General features: G+C 67.8%; 24 protein-coding genes. 10 read left to right on the forward strand and 14 right to left on the reverse strand.

Annotated elements, in window-relative coordinates; all coding sequences use genetic code 11:
- Nucleotides 1-67 precede the first annotated feature (67 nt).
- From D7D52_RS29665 to rimP, 5 genes are all read right to left on the reverse strand, one after another.
- Nucleotides 68-358 (reverse strand): DUF503 domain-containing protein, encoded by a 291-nt coding sequence (locus D7D52_RS29665; RefSeq protein WP_040810726.1) that lies wholly within the window; start codon nt 356-358, stop codon nt 68-70.
- Between the two features lie 111 nt (nt 359-469).
- Nucleotides 470-3,571, reverse strand: coding sequence for a translation initiation factor IF-2 (infB, locus tag D7D52_RS29670; RefSeq protein ID WP_120741629.1), 3,102 nt, complete (start codon nt 3,569-3,571; stop codon nt 470-472).
- A gap of 108 nt (nt 3,572-3,679) precedes the next feature.
- Nucleotides 3,680-3,904, reverse strand: coding sequence for a YlxR family protein (locus tag D7D52_RS40435; RefSeq protein ID WP_425464579.1), 225 nt, complete (start codon nt 3,902-3,904; stop codon nt 3,680-3,682).
- 258 nt (nt 3,905-4,162) lie between these two features.
- Nucleotides 4,163-5,212 (reverse strand): transcription termination factor NusA, encoded by a 1,050-nt coding sequence (gene nusA / locus D7D52_RS29680; protein ID WP_120741633.1) that lies wholly within the window; start codon nt 5,210-5,212, stop codon nt 4,163-4,165.
- Nucleotides 5,209-5,829: a ribosome maturation factor RimP gene (gene rimP / locus D7D52_RS29685; protein WP_120741635.1), complete on the reverse strand. Its 621-nt coding sequence runs from the start codon at nt 5,827-5,829 to the stop codon at nt 5,209-5,211. The genes nusA and rimP overlap by 4 nt, the downstream gene beginning before the upstream one ends.
- A 257-nt stretch (nt 5,830-6,086) precedes the next feature.
- Here rimP and D7D52_RS29690 point away from each other — a divergent pair, with 257 nt between their 5' ends.
- From D7D52_RS29690 to D7D52_RS29710, 5 genes are all read left to right on the forward strand, one after another.
- On the forward strand, nt 6,087-6,653 hold the full coding sequence (locus tag D7D52_RS29690; RefSeq protein ID WP_342775206.1) for a hypothetical protein: 567 nt from the start codon (nt 6,087-6,089) through the stop codon (nt 6,651-6,653).
- Nucleotides 6,650-7,084, forward strand: a complete 435-nt coding sequence (locus tag D7D52_RS29695) for a ferritin-like domain-containing protein (protein ID WP_120741637.1) — start codon at nt 6,650-6,652, stop codon at nt 7,082-7,084. Before D7D52_RS29690 ends, D7D52_RS29695 begins: the two co-directional genes overlap by 4 nt.
- Before the next feature lie 74 nt (nt 7,085-7,158).
- Nucleotides 7,159-7,722, forward strand: a complete 564-nt coding sequence (locus D7D52_RS29700) for a Uma2 family endonuclease (protein ID WP_120741639.1) — start codon at nt 7,159-7,161, stop codon at nt 7,720-7,722.
- A gap of 119 nt (nt 7,723-7,841) precedes the next feature.
- A complete protein-coding gene (locus D7D52_RS29705) occupies nt 7,842-9,290 on the forward strand; it encodes a three-helix bundle dimerization domain-containing protein (RefSeq protein ID WP_246023374.1) in 1,449 nt (482 codons plus the stop codon).
- A gap of 224 nt (nt 9,291-9,514) precedes the next feature.
- On the forward strand, nt 9,515-10,126 hold the full coding sequence (locus D7D52_RS29710; protein WP_120744559.1) for a Uma2 family endonuclease: 612 nt from the start codon (nt 9,515-9,517) through the stop codon (nt 10,124-10,126).
- 45 nt (nt 10,127-10,171) lie between these two features.
- Here the strand turns inward: D7D52_RS29710 and D7D52_RS29715 are convergent, their stop codons facing one another.
- Nucleotides 10,172-10,738, reverse strand: coding sequence for an SMI1/KNR4 family protein (locus D7D52_RS29715; protein WP_120741641.1), 567 nt, complete (start codon nt 10,736-10,738; stop codon nt 10,172-10,174).
- A gap of 242 nt (nt 10,739-10,980) precedes the next feature.
- The gene (locus D7D52_RS39995; RefSeq protein WP_120741643.1) at nt 10,981-11,550 is read right to left on the reverse strand and encodes an NADPH-dependent F420 reductase; all 570 of its coding nucleotides are present in this window, start codon (nt 11,548-11,550) and stop codon (nt 10,981-10,983) included.
- Nucleotides 11,551-11,869: 319 nt separating this feature from the next.
- On the opposite strand from D7D52_RS39995, the gene D7D52_RS29725 reads away from it, so the two are divergent.
- A complete protein-coding gene (locus tag D7D52_RS29725; protein ID WP_222932698.1) occupies nt 11,870-12,247 on the forward strand; it encodes an HIT family protein in 378 nt (125 codons plus the stop codon).
- Between the two features lie 95 nt (nt 12,248-12,342).
- On the opposite strand, the gene D7D52_RS29730 is transcribed toward D7D52_RS29725, so the two are convergent.
- Together D7D52_RS29730 and D7D52_RS29735 are read right to left on the reverse strand one after the other, a co-directional pair.
- Nucleotides 12,343-12,534, reverse strand: a complete 192-nt coding sequence (locus D7D52_RS29730; RefSeq protein ID WP_162958638.1) for a DUF397 domain-containing protein — start codon at nt 12,532-12,534, stop codon at nt 12,343-12,345.
- The gene (locus D7D52_RS29735; RefSeq protein ID WP_120741647.1) at nt 12,531-13,436 is read right to left on the reverse strand and encodes a helix-turn-helix domain-containing protein; all 906 of its coding nucleotides are present in this window, start codon (nt 13,434-13,436) and stop codon (nt 12,531-12,533) included. Before D7D52_RS29735 ends, D7D52_RS29730 begins: the two co-directional genes overlap by 4 nt.
- Before the next feature lie 288 nt (nt 13,437-13,724).
- Here D7D52_RS29735 and D7D52_RS29740 point away from each other — a divergent pair, with 288 nt between their 5' ends.
- Nucleotides 13,725-13,934 (forward strand): hypothetical protein, encoded by a 210-nt coding sequence (locus D7D52_RS29740; RefSeq protein WP_162958639.1) that lies wholly within the window; start codon nt 13,725-13,727, stop codon nt 13,932-13,934.
- Between the two features lie 54 nt (nt 13,935-13,988).
- On the opposite strand, the gene D7D52_RS29745 is transcribed toward D7D52_RS29740, so the two are convergent.
- Nucleotides 13,989-15,737, reverse strand: a complete 1,749-nt coding sequence (locus D7D52_RS29745) for a proline--tRNA ligase (RefSeq protein WP_120741651.1) — start codon at nt 15,735-15,737, stop codon at nt 13,989-13,991.
- Between the two features lie 58 nt (nt 15,738-15,795).
- Here D7D52_RS29745 and yaaA point away from each other — a divergent pair, with 58 nt between their 5' ends.
- On the forward strand, nt 15,796-16,542 hold the full coding sequence (yaaA, locus tag D7D52_RS29750) for a peroxide stress protein YaaA (protein WP_120741653.1): 747 nt from the start codon (nt 15,796-15,798) through the stop codon (nt 16,540-16,542).
- Between the two features lie 62 nt (nt 16,543-16,604).
- Nucleotides 16,605-16,997: an ankyrin repeat domain-containing protein gene (locus tag D7D52_RS29755; protein WP_120741656.1), complete on the forward strand. Its 393-nt coding sequence runs from the start codon at nt 16,605-16,607 to the stop codon at nt 16,995-16,997.
- Nucleotides 16,998-17,077: 80 nt separating this feature from the next.
- Here D7D52_RS29755 and D7D52_RS29760 read toward each other — a convergent pair whose 3' ends face one another.
- Nucleotides 17,078-17,263: a hypothetical protein gene (locus D7D52_RS29760; protein WP_120741658.1), complete on the reverse strand. Its 186-nt coding sequence runs from the start codon at nt 17,261-17,263 to the stop codon at nt 17,078-17,080.
- Between the two features lie 218 nt (nt 17,264-17,481).
- Here D7D52_RS29760 and D7D52_RS29765 point away from each other — a divergent pair, with 218 nt between their 5' ends.
- Nucleotides 17,482-18,138: a maleylpyruvate isomerase N-terminal domain-containing protein gene (locus D7D52_RS29765; RefSeq protein ID WP_120741660.1), complete on the forward strand. Its 657-nt coding sequence runs from the start codon at nt 17,482-17,484 to the stop codon at nt 18,136-18,138.
- Nucleotides 18,139-18,170: 32 nt separating this feature from the next.
- Here the strand turns inward: D7D52_RS29765 and D7D52_RS29770 are convergent, their stop codons facing one another.
- The 3 genes from D7D52_RS29770 to D7D52_RS29780 all read right to left on the reverse strand — a co-directional run bounded on the left by D7D52_RS29770 (nt 18,171) and on the right by D7D52_RS29780 (nt 20,527).
- The gene (locus tag D7D52_RS29770; protein ID WP_120741662.1) at nt 18,171-18,626 is read right to left on the reverse strand and encodes a hypothetical protein; all 456 of its coding nucleotides are present in this window, start codon (nt 18,624-18,626) and stop codon (nt 18,171-18,173) included.
- Between the two features lie 75 nt (nt 18,627-18,701).
- Nucleotides 18,702-19,517: an ABC transporter permease gene (locus D7D52_RS29775; RefSeq protein ID WP_120741664.1), complete on the reverse strand. Its 816-nt coding sequence runs from the start codon at nt 19,515-19,517 to the stop codon at nt 18,702-18,704.
- The gene (locus D7D52_RS29780) at nt 19,514-20,527 is read right to left on the reverse strand and encodes an ABC transporter ATP-binding protein (RefSeq protein WP_246023378.1); all 1,014 of its coding nucleotides are present in this window, start codon (nt 20,525-20,527) and stop codon (nt 19,514-19,516) included. The genes D7D52_RS29775 and D7D52_RS29780 overlap by 4 nt, the downstream gene beginning before the upstream one ends.
- Between the last annotated feature and the right edge of the window lie 57 nt (nt 20,528-20,584).

Consider the following 20,584-nt stretch of genomic DNA (forward strand, 5'->3'; position numbering starts at 1 on the left):
GCGGAGAATTTTCTGCCTCTCCCGCAAGCTGGTGCTTGCGGGAGAGGTAAAACTCTTCCGCGCGTAGCTAGTCTTCGGGTCCGAAGATGCGGCGGCGTACTGCCAGCAACTCTAACTCCGGACGGTTGGCGACGTGCCGTTCACACTTGTCCAGCACCTCGGTCAGGTGGTTCATGCCGTAGCTGACCATTGCCACACCGAGCAACGACCGCCGATACCGGTCATGATCTCCGCCTTCGGTCACACTCACGTCGAACCGTTTCAGGTCCGCGATGATCGGGCGGATGACAGAGCGCTTCTCCTTCAGTGAATGCACATCACCGAGCAAGATATCGAACTCGAGCGCTCCGAAAAACATCTTTTCAGTCATATGAACGCGCCCCGGGGAATGCGCGCACAGTTACCCGGAAGGTGAAGGGGCACAACCCCGCCGGACCGGTGAAGGTCCGGCGGGATCGTGTACTGCTGCCTAGTCGCGCGGCTTTTCCCGCAGCTCGTAGGCCTCGATGATGTCGCCGTCCTTGATGTCGTTGAAGCCCACGGTCAAACCGCACTCGTAGCCTTCGCGAACCTCGGTGACGTCGTCCTTCTCGCGGCGCAGCGACTGGATGGTGGTCTCGGTGATCACCACGTTGTCGCGGATCAGGCGCGCCTTGGCGTTGCGCTTGACCGAGCCCGAGAGCACCCAGCAACCCGCGATATTGCCGAACTTGGAGGACCGGAAGATCTGGCGGATCTCCGCCCGGCCCAGCTCGTGCTCCTCGTAGATCGGCTTGAGCAGACCCTTGAGGGCCTTCTCGATCTCGTCGATCGCCTGGTAGATGACCGAGTAGTAGCGGATGTCCACGCCTTCGCGGTTCGCCAGCTCGGTCGCCTTGCCCTCGGCACGGACGTTGAAGCCGATGATGATCGCGTTGGAGGCCGACGCCAGGTTGACGTTGGTCTCGGTGACGCCACCGACACCGCGGTCGATGACGCGCAGGCGCACCTCGTCGCCGACATCGATACCGAGCAGCGCCTCTTCGAGGGCCTCGACGGTACCGGAGTTGTCGCCCTTGAGGATCAGGTTCAGCTCCGAGGTCTCCTTCAGAGCGGCATCCAGATCTTCCAGGGAGATCCGCTTGCGGCTGCGCGCGGCCAGGGCGTTGCGCTTGCGAGCGTTGCGGCGATCGGCGATCTGACGCGCGATGCGGTCTTCCTCGACCACGAGCAGGTTGTCACCCGCGCCCGGCACCGAGGTGAAGCCGATGACCTGGACGGGCCGCGACGGCAGGGCCGCCTCGACGTCGTCGCCGTGCTCGTCGACCATGCGGCGCACGCGACCGTAGGCGTCGCCCGCCACGATCGAGTCGCCGACCCGCAACGTGCCGCGCTGGATGAGCACGGTCGCCACCGGGCCACGGCCGCGGTCGAGGTGCGCTTCGATGGCCACACCCTGCGCGTCCATGTTCGGGTTCGCCCGCAGATCCAGCGAGGCGTCCGCGGTCAGCACGACCGCCTCGAGCAGCTGCTCGATATTGGTGCCCTGCTTGGCGGAGATGTCGACGAACATGGTGTCGCCACCGTATTCCTCGGCCACCAGACCGTATTCGGTCAGCTGCTGGCGAATCTTCTGCGGATTCGCGCCTTCCTTGTCGATCTTGTTGACCGCCACCACGATCGGCACGTCCGCGGCCTGCGCGTGGTTGATGGCCTCCACCGTCTGCGGCATGACGCCGTCGTCGGCCGCGACCACGAGGATCGCGATATCGGTGGCCTTCGCACCACGGGCACGCATGGCGGTGAACGCCTCGTGACCGGGGGTGTCGATGAAGGTGATGAGGCGGTCTTCGTCGTTGACCTCGGCCAGCACCTGGTAAGCGCCGATGTGCTGGGTGATGCCGCCGGCCTCGCCCTCACGGACGTTGGCCTTACGGATGGTGTCCAGCAGTCGGGTCTTACCGTGGTCGACGTGACCCATGACGGTCACGACCGGCGGACGGACCTGCAGGTCGTCCTCGTCGCCGTCGTCCTCGCCGTAGGTGAGGTCGAAGTTGGCCAGCAGCTCGCGGTCCTCGTCCTCCGGGGAGACCACGTGCACGACGTAGTTCATCTCCGAACCCAGCAGCTCGAGGGTCTCCTCGTTCACCGACTGGGTCGCGGTGACCATCTCACCGAGGTTGAACAGCGCCTGGACCAGCGAGGCCGGGTTGGCGCCGATCTTCTCGGCGAAATCGGACAGCGAGGCGCCGCGGGCGAGGCGAACGATCTCGCCGTTGCCGCGGGGCAGCCGGATGCCACCGGCGATCGGAGCCTGCTGGTTCTCGTACTCGGCGCGCTTCGCCCGCTTCGACTTACGGCCCTTGCGAGGCGCGCCGCCGGGACGACCGAAGGCACCCGCGGCGCCGCCGCGACCACCACCGGAACCGGGACGGCCACCGCCGCCACCGCCGCCGGGACGACCGCGGAAACCACCGGGCGCACCGGTGTTACCACCGGCGCCCGCACCGGCGCCGGCGCCGGGAGCGCCGCCACCGCGGTAACCGCCGCCACCGCCACCGGGACGACCGCCACCCGCACCCGGACCACCCGGGCGGGCCGGACGACCGGCGCCGCCGGGTCCACCGGCCGGACGCTGAGCGCGCGCCGGCATGGCACCCGGGTTGGGACGGGGAGGCATCGAGCCGGGGCTCGGACGCGGGCCGCCGGGACGGGGACCGCCCTGACCGGCAGCGGCCGGACGCGGACCACCCTGACCCGGACCCGGACGGGGACCGCCCTGACCGGGACCCGGACGCGGGCCACCCTGGCCGGGACCGCCCGGGCGCGCGCCCTGCCGATCCTGACCCGGACGCGGACCACCCTGCGGACCCGGACGCGGACCACCCTGGGCCGGACCCGGACGCGGGCCGCCCTGCTGCTGGCCACCCGGACGGGGAGCCGGCCGCGGCGCGGGACGCTCGGGAGCCGAGGAGAAGGGGTTGTTGCCGACCCGCGGCGCCTTCGGACCGGGCTTCGGTCCGGCCGGACGCGGGGTGCCCGGCGCGGCCGGAGCACTGGACTGCTGCGCCGGACGCGGGGCCGGGGCGCCCGGACGCGGAGCATCCGAACGCGGGGCCTGCGGGGCCGGGGCAGCGGGGGCAGCCGACGCGGAAGCGGCTGCGGGAGCAGCGTTTTCGCGTGCGGCGGGCTTGGCGGCCGACTCGGGCTTACCCGGCGCCGGGCGGGCCGCCGGGGACTCGGCGCGAGCGGCCGGAGCCTGCTGAGCCGGGGCCTGGGCCGCGGGAGCCGGGGTCTGCGCCGCCGGGGCGGCGGGACGCGGTCCCGGACGGGGGCCGGCACCGGGGGTGGCCGGCTTGGCGGCGGGACGCGGAGCGCCCTCACCGTTGGACTTGGGGGTCGCCGGCTTGGCGCCCCCGGACGGGGCGCTCTTGGGTGCGAGCGACTCCCGCAGGCGACGCGCGACGGGTGCTTCCACCGTCGAGCTCGCCGACTTCACGAACTCGCCCTGCTCCTTGAGCCGCGCGAGTAGTTCTTTGCTCGTGACACCGAGTTCTTTAGCCAACTCGTGCACGCGGGCCTTGCCTGCCACTGCTCTCCTCACTCAGAGGTCGAGCGCGGCAGCCCGTTTCACGACGGGACGCGCGCACGACCTCGACTAATTTCGAAGGCCGATCATTTCTGGGACTTCACGGTGTGCTCATGAGTGCTCGTGCCTGTTCTCTACGTAATGCTCCAGGGCTGAGATATCCAGATGTCCGGACACTCGTAGTGCTCCGCCGATCGCTCGGCGCCGAACTGCTTGGCTCAGACAAGCCGACGAGGGGTGCATCCACGCACCCCTCCCGGGAAGTCTGCGCCGCGGATCCGGAACGACCACAACCGTCTGTTCACTGTCAACAGAACGTTGCGCCACGACCCGCATCAGATCGGCAGCCAGCTCGCGTCTGCGACATCCGATGCAGGTCCGGACGGGTTCTGATCTTGCTGAGACCCGTTCGGCACGCGGAGGAGCCGAAGACTCGCGCTGAGCCTGCGTCCACTCTACCGCTGTCACGTCCCGATCTCCGCATCCGTACCCCTTGGAAGTTACCAACCTGTCATCCCGAGGGTCTGTTTCACAAATCTCGGGACCGACCGGGCCGGAGGGATCCGGCAAGATCAACCCCGCCGGGCCGCGGCGTCAGTTCCGATGCGCATCGGATCCGCCCGCGGCCGCCGCCGGACGCACGCCACCCTGGGTATCGGGGGCCGCGTCGGAGCGGATGTCGATCCGCCAGCCGGTGAGCCGGGCCGCCAGGCGGGCATTCTGGCCCTCCTTGCCGATGGCGAGGGAGAGCTGGAAGTCCGGGACCACGACCCGCGCGGCACGCGCCTCGGGGTCGACGATCGTGACGGAGACAACCTTCGAGGGCGACAGCGCATTCCCGACGAAGGCGGCCGGATCCTCGGCGTAGTCGATGATGTCGATCTTCTCGCCGGCCAGTTCGCTCATCACGTTGCGCACGCGCTGGCCCATCGGGCCGATGCACGCGCCCTTGGCGTTGACGCCGGGCACGGTGGAGCGCACCGCGATCTTGGAGCGGTGCCCGGCCTCGCGCGCCACGGCCACGATCTCGACCGAGCCGTCGGCGATCTCGGGGACCTCCAGCGCGAACAGCCGGCGCACCAGGTTGGGGTGGGTGCGCGAGAGGGTGATCTGCGGGCCGCGCGGGCCGCGGGAGACGCCGACCACGTAGCACTTGATGCGGTCGCCGTGCTCGTAGGTCTCGCCCGGCACCTGCTCGGCGGGCGGGATGACGCCTTCGGCGCCATTGGCTTCCGAGCCGATGCGGACCACGATGGTGCCGCGGGCGTTCATGCGGGCGTCGCGCTGCACGACGCCGCCGACGATATCGCCCTCGTGGGTGGAGAATTCGCCGAAGGACTTCTCGTTCTCGGCGTCGCGCAGCCGCTGCAGCACGACCTGGCGGGCGGTGGTGGCGGCGATGCGGCCGAAACCCTCAGGGGTGTCGTCCCATTCGGAGATGACATTGCCGTCGGCGTCGAGTTCGCGCGCCATCACACGCACCACACCGGTCTTCTGGTTGATGTCGATGCGGGCGTTGGGCTGATGGCCGTCGGTGTGCCGGTAGGCGGTGAGGAGAGCGGACTCGATCGCGGAGATCACCGTCTCCATCGAGATCCCCTTGTCGGCGACAATCGCGCGCAGGGCTTCGATTTCGATGTTCATTCCACGATCCCTTCGGTCAGTGAATCGGACGCTGCTGCTGGTGTATCGGTTTCGGTTTCCTCCTGCGCACCGGGCTGGGGACGACCCGGCGCTACTCCCCCTGCGAGTTCCAGTTCGGCCGCGCCGGGTGGATTGAACTCCACCTGCACGACGGCGGATTGGATATCGGCCAGCGGCACCGTCACCCGGTGTGGCTTCCGCTTGCCGCCGAGGACCAGGGCGACTTCGCTGTCGGTGGCGACGCCGACCCGGGCCTCGAACGTGGTTTTGCCCTCCGGTGATTCGGCGCCGGGGGCGAGGACGATCTTCACCTTGCGGCCCTGGGCGCGCTGCCAGTGGCGCAGGGCGGTGAGGGGGCGGTCGATGCCGGGAGTGGTGATCTCGAGCAGGTACGCGGTCTCGCCGAAGTCGCCGGCGTCGTCGAGGGTCTGCGAGATCTCCGAGCTCAGTTCCGCGACGGCGTCGAGGTCCGGGGAGCCGTCGCTGTCGACGACGACGGTGAGCTTGGCCTGGCCGGAACCGGCGGCCGCGATCACGACGCCTTCGAGGTCGAGTCCTCGGCGTTCGACGAGCTCAGCAACTAGCTGGCTCACCCTTTCCTCGGTCGGCATCGGCATGTGGGGCGGCTCCTGGTTCAGTTGTCACGGGTTGAGTTGTCGGTTTCGGCGAAATGCCGCGCCGAAGGTCTAGCGTAACGCGCGGAAAGAGTGTAAAGGACCAGCCGACCCGCTCGAGTTCGGCATGGTCGGCACTGCGCTGCGAACGGCGTGTCAGCCGCGACGCGCCCATGACGGGTGCCCGTCGTTCCAGATCACAGGTTATCCGAACGGCCTCGTGCAGCAAGCGGTCGGCGTCGGCTGGCACCATGTATGCCGTGCCCAGCAGTCAGAGCGGCCTCGCGGCCGATGTCGTCGGTCTCACGGTTCCGCCGGACCGTCTCCCGCCGTTGTCCCCTGTCGTGAATCGCCGTTCCGCGCTGCGGGTGGCCGGCGGTGGCGTGTTGGCGGTGGCGGCCGTGGGGGCGCTGGCCGCCTGCGGTGACGACGACAAGCCCGCGGCCGCGGATCCGCTGATCGCGCAGGAGACGGGGGCCCGCACGGACGCGGCCGCCGCCACCGCCGCGATAGCGACCTCGCCCGACAAGGCGGGCGCGCTGCAGACCATCGCCACCCAGCGCACCGCGCACGCGGATGCGCTGCGCACCGAAATCGACCGTGCCATCGGCGTTTACGGGGACGGCACCACACCCAGCCGCCGGATTCCGCCCGTCACCCCGACCGCGCCGGTGCCGCCGCCGGCGGTGGCGACCCTGCGCACCCAGTTGCAGCAGTCGCAACGCGCGGCGGCGGATCTGGCCGTGCAGCTGTCCGGTTACCGGGCGGCACTGCTCTCTTCCATCAGCGCGTCCTGCGCCACGCACGCGGGGGTTCTCCTGGCATGACCACGACCGACCAGCAGGCACTCATCGATGCGTTGAGCGCCGAATACGCCGCTGTCTACGCCTACGGCGTGATCGCCGCCTACGCCAATCACGATCGCGACAAGCTCGTCGCCGAGTACACCGCGGCGCATCGGGCGCGCCGCGATGCCACCATCGACGCGCTGGCGGCGACCGGCGCCCAGGTGCCCGAGCCTGCCGCCGCCTACACCTCGCCGATTCCGGTGAACGATCCGATTCCGGCGGCCAAGCTGGCGGTGACCGTCGAGTCCGACACCGCCGCGGCCTGGTACTCGGTGGTGGATCGGGCCGACAGCGCGGACCTGCGCCGCACCGCGCTCGAAGCGCTCACGGAAACCGCTGTGCGCCTTGCCACTTGGCAGTCGATCCTGGGGACGAATCCGGTGACGACCGCCTTTCCCGGCAAGCCCTGACCGACCGGAACCATCCGCCGCGCCGCCGACATCGAATCCTCTCCGAGAGATACGATCGATCCGAGGGGGATTCGATGGACGGCGGGGATCTGCTGCATCAGAACTTCACGAATCTGGTGTCGTCGGCATTGCGGCACAGTGTGTGTGAGGGATTCGTGGTCGGGGCCGATTCCGGGTGGCAGGTTCGAAAACGGATGCGGGTATCGGTTGAATCTACCGACCGGTCTGAATTTCTCCTGCCGGATTTCTTGATCTGCCATTGCGCGGACCCGCATGCCGACCGTGTCGGCGCGGCGGATACCGCGCTCGCCGGTGACGTGCTTTCGCATGCCGAGCAACAGGATCCGCAGCTGCGGCGAACTCGCTACGCGGATCTCGGAATCCCTTGGTACTGGGAGGTTCACCTCGGGCGGAACGCCTTGCAGATCTCGTGCGTCCGCGCGTGGGCGCTGGCGGTCGGCGGGCTTTTACCGGGCGGTGCGGCGCCCTTGCATGCGGCCAATTACATTGTGGCCGGCGAGTGGACGCCGACGCGTGCCGCGGGCATCGCCTTCGGCCATCCATTCCCGGCCACCGTCTCCTGGGCCGAACCGACTTTCCGGTCTTTGGTCACCGGAAATTCGCCCAGGCGTATGTAGCGTTTCCGTACTCGACCATGCCCGGGCACCCTGAGTGGCTAGGGTCCGGGCGGCGCGGCTGTCGTATTTTTCTGCCGCGCAACCATATTCGGTGTCCGGTCGAGGGAGAAGTTGTGGCGGTGAACGCACCCGGGGAGGAAAAGACCGCGCGGGAGGACAAGGTCGCGCGGGAGGAGAAGGCGCTGCGGGAGGTGACGACTCGCCTGGTCGACGACTACGGCGACGCATATCCGGCGGAGCGGGTGGAGGCCGTGGTCGGGGCGGTGCGCAAGCGGTTCGAGGGGCATTCGGTGCGGGAGTTCGTACCGATTCTCGTCGAGCGGCTTGCGCGGCGGGAGCTGGATCCGAAACGGTCGATGAACGCTGCCACCGAGGCGGATCTGGTCGAGGCGGCCGAGGCGGCGCCGGGGTCGGCGGCCGAGACCACCAGCGTATTCGCCGCGGTGGCAGGGCGTTTCGTGCCGGCTCGGCTGGTGGAGAACAAGCGAGCGCTGGGGGTGATCGCGGCGGGTGTTGTGGTGGTGCTGGCGTTCGCGGTGGTGATGACCGTGCGGCAACCGAATTCGAGTGCGCCCGGTACGGCCGCGCCGGCGTTGACCGTGGTGCACGGTGTGGTCGGGTCGGAGAAGTCGGCGTTCTTCGACGATCCGAAGGTGGCGGAGGCGCTGGCCGGGCACGGGCTGAAAGTGGAGGTCGAGCCCGCCGGGTCGCGGCAGATCGCCGCCACGGTGGATCTGGGCAAATACGATTTCGCCTTCCCGTCGAGTTCGGCGGCGGCGGAGCTGGTGCAGCGCAAGGCCGGGGTGACCGGCAAGTACGTACCGTTCTCCTCCCCCATGGCGATCGCCACCTTCGCCCCGATCGCCGACCTTTTGACCCGGGCCGGGATCGTAACACCCGGTCCTACAACGACTTTCGACATCGAGAAATATCTCGCGCTCGCCGACACGGGCGTCCAGTGGAATCAGCTGGAGGGTAACTCGACCTATTCGGTGCCCAAGAACGTCCTGGTCTCCACCACCGACCCGCGCACCTCCAACTCCGCGGCCATGTACCTGGCGGTGACCGCCTACGTCGCCAACGACAACACCGTCGTGCGCGGCGCCAGGGCCGAAGACCATGCGGTGTCCCGTGTTTCGCGCCTGTTCACCCGCCAGGGCTACACCGAGTCCAGCAGCGACGGCCCCTTCAAAGACTACCTCGCCAACGGCATGGGCACCGTCCCCCTGGCCTGGATCTACGAGGCCCAATACGTCGACGCCGCGATCCACGACCAACTCAAACCCGACATGACCCTCCTGTACCCCCAGCCCACCATCATGTCCCAGCACACCGTCGTCCCCCTCGACGCCAAGGGCGACACCCTCGGCAAACTCCTCACCACCGACCCCACCCTCCAACACCTAGCCGCCACCCACGGCTTCCGCCCCACCGACCTCACCCAATTCACCACCCTCACCACCGCCGCCCACCTCCCCATCGACGCCACCCTCCTCAACCAGGTCCCCCCACCCGACTACGACACCCTCGAACACCTCCTCACCGCAGTCGCCAACTCCTACAACTGATCCCACCGCACAACCGCGAACACCCGGCGCGGTCAGAACAGCCGACACGGTCCGCTTCGATCCGAGCGGGTTGTCAGGTCCGAACTCTCTCGGAGGCGAGTCGAACGAACTCGACGGGCGGAGCACCGATGAGCTGTGAGCAATGGGCCGAATCCGGGAAGAAGCCCGGTAACATGACCGATATGCCGACCCCGCCCGTCGAGCGACCCGACCTTCCCGAATTCATGACATGGGAGGAGCTCGAGCAATTGCCCGACGAGATCGCCGGGGAGATCGAGCTGTGGGACGGACGGGTCGTCTGGGTGCGCAAGGGACCACCCGAGCATCAGGACTATTCGGCCACACTGTGGAGCGCACTGCGCCGCTGTGCCCGCGAAGGCATGTCGGCTGCGCCCGACCATTGCTGGCGGGTTTCGATCGAAACGAACATCTTCTTCGGCAGCACCGGTAAATCGGACTTCGTGACACCGGACTTTCTCGTCTATCGCTGTCTCGAGCGGGAGTACCAGAACGTTCGCGCATCGGATGTCCTGATCGCGGGCGAAGTACTGTCGCCCTCGAACTCCGAGCAGGACATCGAAGCCAAGAAGGCCAAATACGCCAGCGGCGGGATTCCCTGGTACTGGGAGGTCACCCTGGGCCGCAACCCCCGCCGTATTGCCCGCGTCCGCGCCTTCGCCCTAGAAACCGAGCACGGCCCGCTTCCAGACGGCGTAGCGCCCCTCCGCCCCGCCAACTACCTTCTTGCGGGCGAATGGCTGGGCGACGTCCACGACGGCATCGACTTCGCGCATCCCTTTCCCATCCACATCCCGTGGAACGAGCTCGAATTCTGAACGGGCCGAGCGATACTCACGCGGCCCGGCCGGAAAAGGAGTTCGCTACTTCATGTAGCGGAGGAGGCCGAGGGTGGGTTCGAGGGCGCCGGGCTGGGCCAAGGTGAGGAAGTCGTTTTCTACGGCTTCGAGGGGGAGTTTGCGGGTGCGGACGGCGCGGTAGCGGACGTAGGACCAGAGGAAGGTGTCGAGGTTGTCGAAGCGGGTGTCGGCTTCGATCACTTCTTCTTCGTGGAACCAGACGGCGACTTGGCCGTTGGTGAGGACGACGCAGAGGTTGCCGCCGCCGTCGGCGCCGATGGGGTAGATGTCGTCGTCGGTGAGTTCGGTTTCGTAGTCGGAATCGAGGATGGTGCAGTCGTTTTCGGCGAAGTCGAAGCCGTAGCTCCAGTCGTAGATGTCGAGGAACTGCGGTAGGCGGCCCGAGCGGACGCGGGCGTCGAGGGCGGCCAGGGCGGCGGCGTCGGCGGGGGCGAGGCGTTCGAGAAACGGTGCTACCGGGCGGGTTTCGGCGGGGATGTCGACGAGTTCGGCGTCGGCGAACCAGCGGGCGAGGTCGGCGTCGAGATCGCGGTCGGTGTAGCCGGCCACATCGGCGGGGGTGAGCGTCACGGCGGGATTGTAGACGCGGTGAGATCCGTTGGCGCGGCGGGCTTTCTACGCGCGGCGGAACAGGCCCTCGATGCCGCGGATCAACACCTCCAGGCCGAAGACGAAGTTGGCTTCCGCGGGATCGGCGGGGGTGTCGGTGGGCGGGGCGGCGGCGCTCGCGCCCGGAAGTGCGGGCGCCCGCCGCGCCCTGCCAGATTAGATCGGCCAGAACCCGCGGCACTGCCCCGATTTCCGCCGGGAGGTCAGCGAGTCACCATGCGGAAGGCCATATTCCGCCCATGCCCTTGCCGCATGGCCAGCGTCAGCCACAGGCGCATCACCCCATCGACGATGTCGTAGGCCTGCTCACCCACATACACCGGCCGCAAGCCGACCGCATTGACGATGTCCTCGACCTCGCGCCGATCCCCCTCCGCGCAGGAGTAGAACATGTCGGCGGCCTCACCGTCGAAGATCGGGTCAACGAGTACTTCCGTCCCAACCGTGTTGAAAACACGGGCATACCGAGTCCCCGGCGCGAACTCGGCGAAGGCCGCAGACGCATTGGCCGGCGTCCCCAGCACATCATTGGTGGCGTCGAGCACTAGCTTCCCCGCAAAAGCCTCCCCATGTTCCCGAGCAAGCTCCCTCGCCACCTGCGGCGGGGTAGCCACCACCACAACATCCCCCACCCCCACCGCCTCCCCCACCGCCAGCCGCCCCTCCCCCACCCGCCGAGACCCGTAAACAACGCGATACCCACCCTCTCGAAGCGCCGAGCCCACAGCCCGCCCCACCTTCCCAGCCCCAATAACCGCGATCCTGCCCGCCATAACCACTCCCGAATAAGTTGAGCCACCCCGGCCCCGATTCCACGGATCAGCCAGGCTTACTCACAGCATCACCCCGAACAAACCCCACCACATCAGTGCCCACCACCGAACCCACCACTGAACCCGACCACCCACCACGAGCGGCTTTTTCGCCACGGCCGCCGCCCGGCCTCACCCACGAATCCGGATCGAGCGACGCGACCAGGCGGAACAGCCATGCGACGCGACCGCCAGCCGCGCGGCACTTACTGTCGTCAGTATGGGGAGCGAATGCCTGATCTGCGAAAAGCACCGAGGCGCAGGCCGTCTGGTAGGCCCGGTGATCTACATCGACGATTTGGTCGTCGTCACCCACCGCCCCCTGACCGAGGGCGTCCCCCGCCCCGGCTACCTCTTCGTCGAAACCCTCCGCCACGCCCCCACTTTGGCCGACCTCACCGACTCCGAGGCCGCCGCCGTCGGCTGGGCGCTCCGCCGAGCCGCCCAAGCCCTCCGCACCGAACTCTCCCCCGCGCACATCTTCTCCGCCATCACCGGCCGCACCGTCCCCCACTTCCACCAACACCTCTTCACCCGCCCCCCGAACACCCCCGACTCCATCCACTGGTTCAACGGCGACACCTGGCCCCAAGCCCCCCGCATCACCCAGCCAGCCCTGGAATCCCTCTGCACCCGCCTCGCCACCCACTTCACCTAGCCCGAACCGGTCACCTTCCACCGAAAATGCACTGACGCAGGGGCCTTCTCGCAGTTCGCCTGCATCAGCGCATTCTCACCGCTTCGCGGGGTGGGTTAGGGGTGCCAGATGCCGCTGGTGAGGAAGGCGGACCACATCTCGGCGGGGAAGGTGAGGGTTGGGCCTCGCCCGTGGTCTTTTGTGTCGCGGACGAGGGTGACGGCTGGGTCGTGGCGGATCTCGACGCACGCGGAGCCGTGTTCTGACTTGCTGGATTTGTACCACGTGCCGATTACCGGTTCCCTCACGCCGCATACTCCTTCGCGTACTGCGTCACCAGGTCTCTGGTCTCCTGCTCTGTCAACGCTACCTCCGTGAGGGCCAGAATGGTCCTGCCGTAGAGGCGAACCACGTCATCGCGCTCGTGATAGACGCCGCCCACGCCATGCGCTCCTTCGACGTAGACGACCGGAGGATCGACGAAACCGTTTTGCAGCTTAGGGAATTCGAGCATCGTGAACGATTGCGCGGTCAGTCCTCGATGCGCTCCCGCGTCGAAGGGGACGACCCGGATGCGGATGTTCGGGCGGTGCCCGACCTCCGCCAGCCAGCTCAGTTGGGCCGCCATCGCCGGCGCGCTGGCCGGGCGATGACGTAGAACCGCCTCGGACAGTAGGCAATCGAGCTGGAACCCCTGCTCCTCGAGCCTGGCCTGTCGCCGAGTGGTGAGTTCGATGCGGCGTTCCAGGTCGACGGCCGACAGGTCCGGTCCGTCGATCCGGATCACTCCCCTCCGGTAGTCGGAGGTTTGCAACAGTCCCGGCACCAACATCGTCTGATGCACGGTGATCCGGTGTGCGGTGGTCTCGAGCCGCAGATAGTGCGGGAAGTGGGCCTCGTACTGGTCGGCGTACGGTCGCCAGAACCCCTTCGCCTTGCCTTGCTGCTGCGCTGATTTCGCTTGCTCGCGCACCTCGTCCCACAGCGAAAGCGCCTGGGCTCGGATTTCCTCCGATGCCCCGTAGTACTCCAGTAGGTCCCGCAACTGCGATGTGGCGATCTTGGTCGCCAGACCGTCTTCCATTCGCAGTAGGGTCTGACGGGACACCTCGATTTCCAAACCTGCCGCTAGCGCGGTCTTTCCGGCCTCCTCACGAATTTGACGAAGGAATCTTCCAAGTGCCCTGCGGGAGACCGTGGCTCCGTTCATTTCGTTAGCCTCGCTATTCGGGTTGGCACTTTTTGGGCCTGCTCAAACTGGGCTTCCGACGAGATTCAGCGCATGCCTATTGTGCCGTTTCCAGATGCGTAAGACTAGAGGTCACGCAGCGGAACTTATCCAACGGAGGAGTCGTAATGGCTTGGGATGCTTGGGCTTTGGCGCTGATGAGCGTGGCCAGCGCGACGGTGTGCACCGCTTGTCTGGTCGAGGATATGAGAAATTCCGGTCGGTATTCGAAACGAACTGGCAGGCATCGGCGGTGAATGAGTCGTGGATATGTATGAGCGGCTGGAGAGTTGTGATGTGGGAGAGGGGGAAGAGGGCATGACTACCAGCGAGGCCATGGAATCACTTGTTCTGCATCATGATTGTGTCACCGCGCTGTGTGAGCGGAAGATGGCGGCGGGGCAGATCATTCGGATCGAGGGGGACAAGATGTTGTCGGCGAAGGTTATTCCGTTTCCGGAGAGCCGGAATCCGGGGTGAAAACGAGAGTGGCGCATCACCGGGAGGTGATGCGCCACTGGCGGTTTCGGGAAATCAGCCGCGGATTCTGGCCGCCACGGTGGTGACGGCGGTGTCGGCGGGGAGTTCCTCGGCGGTGCCTACGAAGCGGTCGCGGAGTTCGATCTTGCCTTCGGCCCAGCCGCGGCCGACGACCACGATGTAGGGCATGCCGAGCAGTTCGGCGTCCTTGAACTTCACGCCGGGCGAGGCGGTGCGGTCGTCGAGCAGGACCTCGAAGCCGTGGGAATCCAGTTCGGCGGCAACCTGTTCGGCGCCGGCGCGCGCGCCCTCGTCCTTGTTGGCGATGACGACGTGCACGTCGAAGGGCGCGACTTCGCGGGGCCAGCGCAGGCCCTTCTCGTCGTGCATCTGCTCGGCCAGCACCGCCACCATGCGGGAGACGCCGACACCGTAGGAGCCCATGGTGAGCCGCACCGGCTTGCCGTTCTCGCCCAGCACGTCGACCTCGAAAGCGTCGGTGTACTTCTGGCCGAGCTGGAAAATGTGGCCGATCTCGATGCCACGCGCGGCTTCCAGGACGCCGCGGCCGTCGGGCGAGGGATCGCCGTCGCGGACCTCGGCGGCCTCGATGGTGCCGTCGGGGGTGAAGTCACGGCCGGCGACCAGGCCGACATAGTGCTTGCCGGGCTCGTCCGCACCGGTGATCCAGCTGGTGCCGGACACCACGCGCGGATCGACCAGGTAGCGAACCCCGTTGGCCTGCAGCGCCTTCGGGCCGATGTACCCCTTCACCAGGAACGGGTTGGCCTTGAAATCGGTTTCGTCGAGCAACGCCACCTCGGCGGGCTCGACGGACGCCTCGAGGCGCTTCTCGTCGACCTCACGGTCGCCGGGGATGCCGATGCCGAGCAGCTCGGTCTTGCCGTCCGGGTAGACCAGCTTGACCAGAATGTTCTTCAGGGTGTCGGCGGCGGTCGCCTCGCGGCCCAGCACGTTGGCGGTATTGGCCCAATCCACCAGGGTCGCGATGGTCGGGGTGTCGGGGGTGTCGTGCACGACCGCGTCGGCCTGACCCTCGATGGCGATCTCCGGCGGCGCGGCGGTGACCACGGCCTCCACATTGGCGGCGTAACCGGATTCGCGGCAGATGACGTAGGTGTCCTCGCCGACGGGACTGTCGGCCAGGAACTCCTCGGACGCGGACCCGCCCATCGCGCCGGAGGTGGCGGCGACGATCACGTACTTCACGCCGAGCCGGTCGAAGATCTTCTGATACGCCTCGCGGTGCGCGTTGTAGCTCTTCTTCAGCCCGTCCTCGTCGAGGTCGAAGGAGTACGAATCCTTCATCACGAACTCGCGCCCGCGCAGGATGCCCGCGCGAGGACGGCCTTCGTCGCGGTACTTGGTCTGAATCTGGTACAGCGTGACCGGCAGGTCCTTGTACGAGTTGTACTCACCCTTCACGGTGAGCGCGAACAGCTCCTCGTGGGTCGGGCCGAGCAGATAGTCCTGCCCCTTGCGGTCCTTGAGGCGGAACAGCGCGTCACCGTATTCGGTCCAGCGGTTGGTGGCCTCGTACGGTTCGCGCGGCAGCAGCGCCGGCAGCGAGATCTCCTGCGCGCCGATGGCGTTCATCTCCGCGCGGACCACGTCCTCGACCTTGCGCAGCGTGCGCAGGCCGAGCGGCAGCCACGAGTAGACGCCGGGCGCGATGCGACGCACGTAGCCGGCACGCACCAGCAGCTTGTGGCTGGGCACCTCGGCGTCGGCAGGATCGTCGCGCAGGGTTCGCAGGAACAGGTGGGAGAGGCGGGTGATCACGGCTCAACACAGTAGCCGCTGCTCATCCGATGCCGCGAAGGCATTACCGTGTTGGCTCGTGCTGGTGCTGCTGCCTCCCTCAGAAACCAAGTCCGACGGCGGGTCGGGCGGTCCCCTGGACCTGGATCGCCTCGCGATGCCGCAGCTCAGCGCGGTGCGGGACAAACTCGTCACCGAGGTCATCGAGCTGGCCGCCGACGGCGACGCCGCGCGGGCCGCGCTCGGGTTGGGCAAGGGGGCTGACGCGGAGATCGCGCGCAATGCCGCCCTGCGCACCTCCGCGACACGTCCGGCGCTGGACCGGTATACGGGCGTGCTGTACGACGCGCTCGACGCCGCCGGCTTCACCAAGGCGCAGCGCGCCAAGGCCGAGGCGCGGCTGGGAATCGGTTCGGCGCTGTTCGGGGTGGTGCGCGCGGGCGATCCGATTCCCGCCTACCGGCTCTCGGGCGGATCCAAACTGCCCGGCCTGCCGACCTTGCAGGCGCTGTGGAAGCCCGTGCTGCCCGCGGCCTTGCGCGCGGAGGCCGCCGGACAGCTGGTGGTGGACCTGCGCTCCGGGACCTACATGAACCTCGGCCGGGTACCCGGCGCGGTGACCGCGACCGTGCTCACCGAACGCCCCGACGGCAAACGAACCGTGGTGAGCCACTTCAACAAACACCACAAGGGCCTGCTGGCGCGGGCACTGGTCCTCTCACGCGCCGAACCCGCCGATATCGACGGCCTGGCCCGCATCGCCGAGAAGTCCGGCCTGCGCACCGAGATCGCCTCCCCCACCGAACTGCTGATCATCACCTCCTGAGCCCCCTTTCATATATGCGAACCGTGACCGTTCAGCCCGCCCCACCTCGATAGAGTGGCTTGGTGGAACCCAACGATCTCGACCCGGAAGTCCTCGAACTGGCGAGCAAGATCTTCGACCTCGCCCGCACCGGCGACGCCGCCACCCTCGCCGCCTACCTCGACGCCGGCGTCCCGGTGAACCTCACCAACGACAACGGCGACACCTTGCTCATGCTCGCCGCCTACTACTCCCACCCCGAAGCCGTGACCGTCCTGCTCGAACGCAAGGCCGACCCCAACTTCGGCAACGACAAGGGCCAAACCCCCCTCTCCGGCGCGGTATTCAAAGGCTCCGACGAAATCGTCCAAGCCCTCCTATCCGCAGGCGCCGACCCCAACGCCGGCACCCCCTCCGCCCGAGACGCCGCCGAAATGTTCGGCCAAACCAAATACCTGCAACTCTTCACCCAGTGAGGGCATCAAGATCAGGGAGCTCTCAGTGCGGGAATCCGGACAGAATTCCGCGCTGAGAGCTCCCTGATCTTGTTTGCGAATTAGAAGCAGACGGGGCGCCAGATGGTGCCGCAGAACCAGTGGCTGAGGTCGGCTGAGCCGGTGGAGATTTCGGTGGTGCTCACCTGCTGGGGATCGGCCGGCTGGGCGTGGGCGGGGGCGGCGGCGAGGAGCAAGGCGCCGGAGGCGAGGGTGGCGGCGGCGAGGTGGCGGGTGACTCGGATCATGGAACCTGGTCTTCCTGTTGTGGTTTCGGTTGTGAAGGTGACCCCCGCGGACAAGATCGGGCGCCGTGGCCGGATTGTTACGAACAATATTATTCGCAGATCTCGCCGACCGGTGCGGCGAGAGGGGCGGCTCGGGTGCGACGCCTCGTGCCGGCATAGCGAGATCCCCTGCGGGACAGCGCACGTCGCCCTCGGCGGGGCGCTGCTAGGTTGATCGGGTGGATCTCTTCGCCCAGTCTTGGGCCGCTTTGCGTACGGCAGTGGACGAGCTGGCCGATGCGGATTTCGCGCGGCCGTCGGGATGCGCGGGGTGGCTGGTGCGAGATCTGGTGTGCCACCTGATCATCGACGCGCAGGATGTGCTGATCACGCTGGTGACGCCGGTCGACCTGGCGCCGACGCGGGACGCGGTCAGCTACTGGCAGGTGACGCGCACCCCGCCGACCGGCGACGATCCGCTCGACGCGCTGATCGTGCGGCTGGCCGCCGCCTACGAGCAGCCGGGGCTGCTGCAACTGCATTTCGACGATGTCGGCGCGGCAGCGGGTCGCGCCGCGACCCTCTGCGACCCGGGCATGTGCGTCAGCACCCGCGACCAGATCCTGACCGCCGCCGACTATCTGGGCGCGTACGTCATGGAATGGACGCTGCATCATCTGGATCTGATCGCGCACCTGCCGCAGGCCGCTCCCCCGCCCGCCGCATCCCTGGCTCGGGCCCGCGAGATGCTGGAGCAGATCGCCGGAACCGCTTTTCCGGCAACGATGTCCGATACCGACGCCTTGCTCGTCGGTACCGGACGTCGCGCTCCTAGCGAGGCGGAAGCCGCCGAACTCGGGGACCTCGCCTCGCGCTTGCCTTTCGTGCTGGGCTGACGGCCCGTCTGGTCAGCTCTCGGCTACCGGGGTCAGCCGCCGTGATAGCCGTTCTGCGTGAACTGCACGGTGCCGGGCTCCGGGAAATGGGCTGCGCCGATGGTGATTTGGGCGGTGTAGGTGCCCGGGTCGAGGGGGAAGATGGCGGAATAGCCGTAGCGGGACCAGTATCCGGGGCCCTGGGCGTCGGCGACGATGCTGCCGGTGTCGCCGGTGTCGACATTGCGGTAGGTGAGGGTGATGGGCAGATCGCAGGTGCCGACGCCCGGCAGCTGGGCATCGACGGTGAAGGCGGCCTGGCCGGGATAGGCGTCCCCGTAGACGCTGGTGTTCACGATCGCCACGCAGGGGCCGTTGGTGAGGCTGTAGACGGTGGCGAAGCTGCCCGTGGCCGCCGGGGTCGCGGCGGGCGCCGCCGAGGCGATCGCGGGGGACGCCGCGGCGGCGGCAGTACAGAGCAGGACGGTCAGGGCATGAGCTGGGCGCATATGAATTCCCTTCGAGATCCGGTACTTCGATGTTGGTTCCCCTTTTCCAAGCAATCACACCTGCCGCTCGACCCGTTACTGAGTGCGCTGGTAGGTGCGGAACGCGGAGACCGCCCAGCCGAAGGCGAGCGCGGCCAAGGCCGTGAGATAGCCGAGGTGGGCGGCCACGGTGGCGGCGTCGGCGGTGCCCGCCAGCCCGGTGCGGCCGATGTCGACCGCCCACGTGACCGGGTTGAATCGCGAGAGGGAGCGCACCCAGCCGGGCATCAACGCCGGCGCCATCATGCCCGAGGACAGGAAGGTCAACGGCAGAATGATCAACTGGGACATGCCGATCAGCGCGATCTGACTCCGCGTGACGAGCGCCAATGCCACCGAGCCCGCGCAGAAGACGGCGGCCAGCAGCGTCGCCGCCGCCAACGCCAGCACGATGCCGGCCACGCCACCGGGATAGCGTGCGCCACCGGCGAACCCGATGACCAGCACCAGCGCGGATTGGACGAGACCGACGGTGAGCTGCACCGCCAACTGTCCCGCCACCACCGCGCTGCGCGAAATCGGCGCGGTCAGCAGCTGATTCATGACGCCGTTGTCGATGTCCTCGATATAGCCGGTGCCCGCCCAGACCCCGGAGTAGAGCACGGTCATCATCAGCACGCCGGGCGCGAGGAAGGTGATGTAGTTGGCCGCGCCGAAACCCGGAATGTCGCCGACGGACTCGAAGACCTGTCCGAACAACAGGATCCAGACGATCGGCTGTAGCAGGGCCGCGAACACGCCCCAGGATTCGCGCAGTGTATTGACCATCCAGCGGCGGAAGATCTGCCCGGCGGCCACCAGCCAACCGGCCGTGGGTGTTTCGCGCCGCGGCGCGTGGGCGAGCGTGGTCATGCCGCCACCTCCGCCCGGTCGTCGGCGCGGTAGGAGCGGCCCGCGTAATGCAGATACACATCGTCGAGGGAGGGCCGCGAGATCGAGACCGCGCCGAAACCGATGGCGGCGGCGTCGAATTCGGAGATGACCCGGCCGACCACACCCGACGGATCGTCGGTACGGGCGATGAGTCTGCCGGTCGGCCCGTCCTGTTCGACGACGATGTCACGCAACGCCGGAATGGATTCGCCGACCGCGCGCACCGCGGCCACATCCGGATCGATCAGTTCGACGGTCAGCGTGTCACCGGCGAGGGTCGATTTCAGCTGTGCCGGTGTGCCTTCGATGACCGCGCGTCCGCGATCGATGATGACCAGCCGGTCGGCCAGCTCGTCGGCCTCCTCCAGATAATGGGTGGTGAGCACGACGGTGAGCGCCGCCTCGGTGGCCAATCGCCGGATCTCCGACCACATCTCGGCGCGGGCCTGCGGATCCAGGCCGGTGGTCGGCTCGTCCAGAAACAGCACCGACGGCGTGTGCACCAGCCCGACCGCGACATCCAGCTTGCGCCGCATTCCGCCGGACAGCTTGGCCACCTTGCGGTTTCGCGCATCGGTGAGCTGGAATTGATCGAGCAGCCCGTCGGCGCGCTCGACCGCGTCGTGGCGGGACAGGCCGTGGAGACGCGCCGCCATGACCAGGTTCTCGAACGGCGTCTGCCGCGGGTCCGCACCCGAAGCCTGCGAGACATAGCCGATCCGATGCCGCAGCGCGGCCGCATCGGTGGCGACATCGAAGCCGGCCACCCGCGCGATGCCGGAGTCGGCGCGCGAGAGCGTGGTGCAGATCTTGGTGGTGGTGGATTTGCCCGCCCCATTGGGGCCGAGCATGCCGTAGACGGTGCCCGCGGCAATGCTGAAGCTCAGGCCGTCCAGCGCCCGCACGGGGGGTTTGCGGCGGCCGCCGGGATAGGTCTTGACCAGGTCGTGGACCTCGACCGCGGCCGAGGGCATGGGTGTGATGGACATGGTTGGTCGTCTCCTCGGATCGGAGTGTGCAACGACCACGGCGCCACGACTGCCAGA

The sequence above is a fragment of the Nocardia yunnanensis genome, assembly GCF_003626895.1.
GTDB lineage: Bacteria > Actinomycetota > Actinomycetes > Mycobacteriales > Mycobacteriaceae > Nocardia > Nocardia yunnanensis.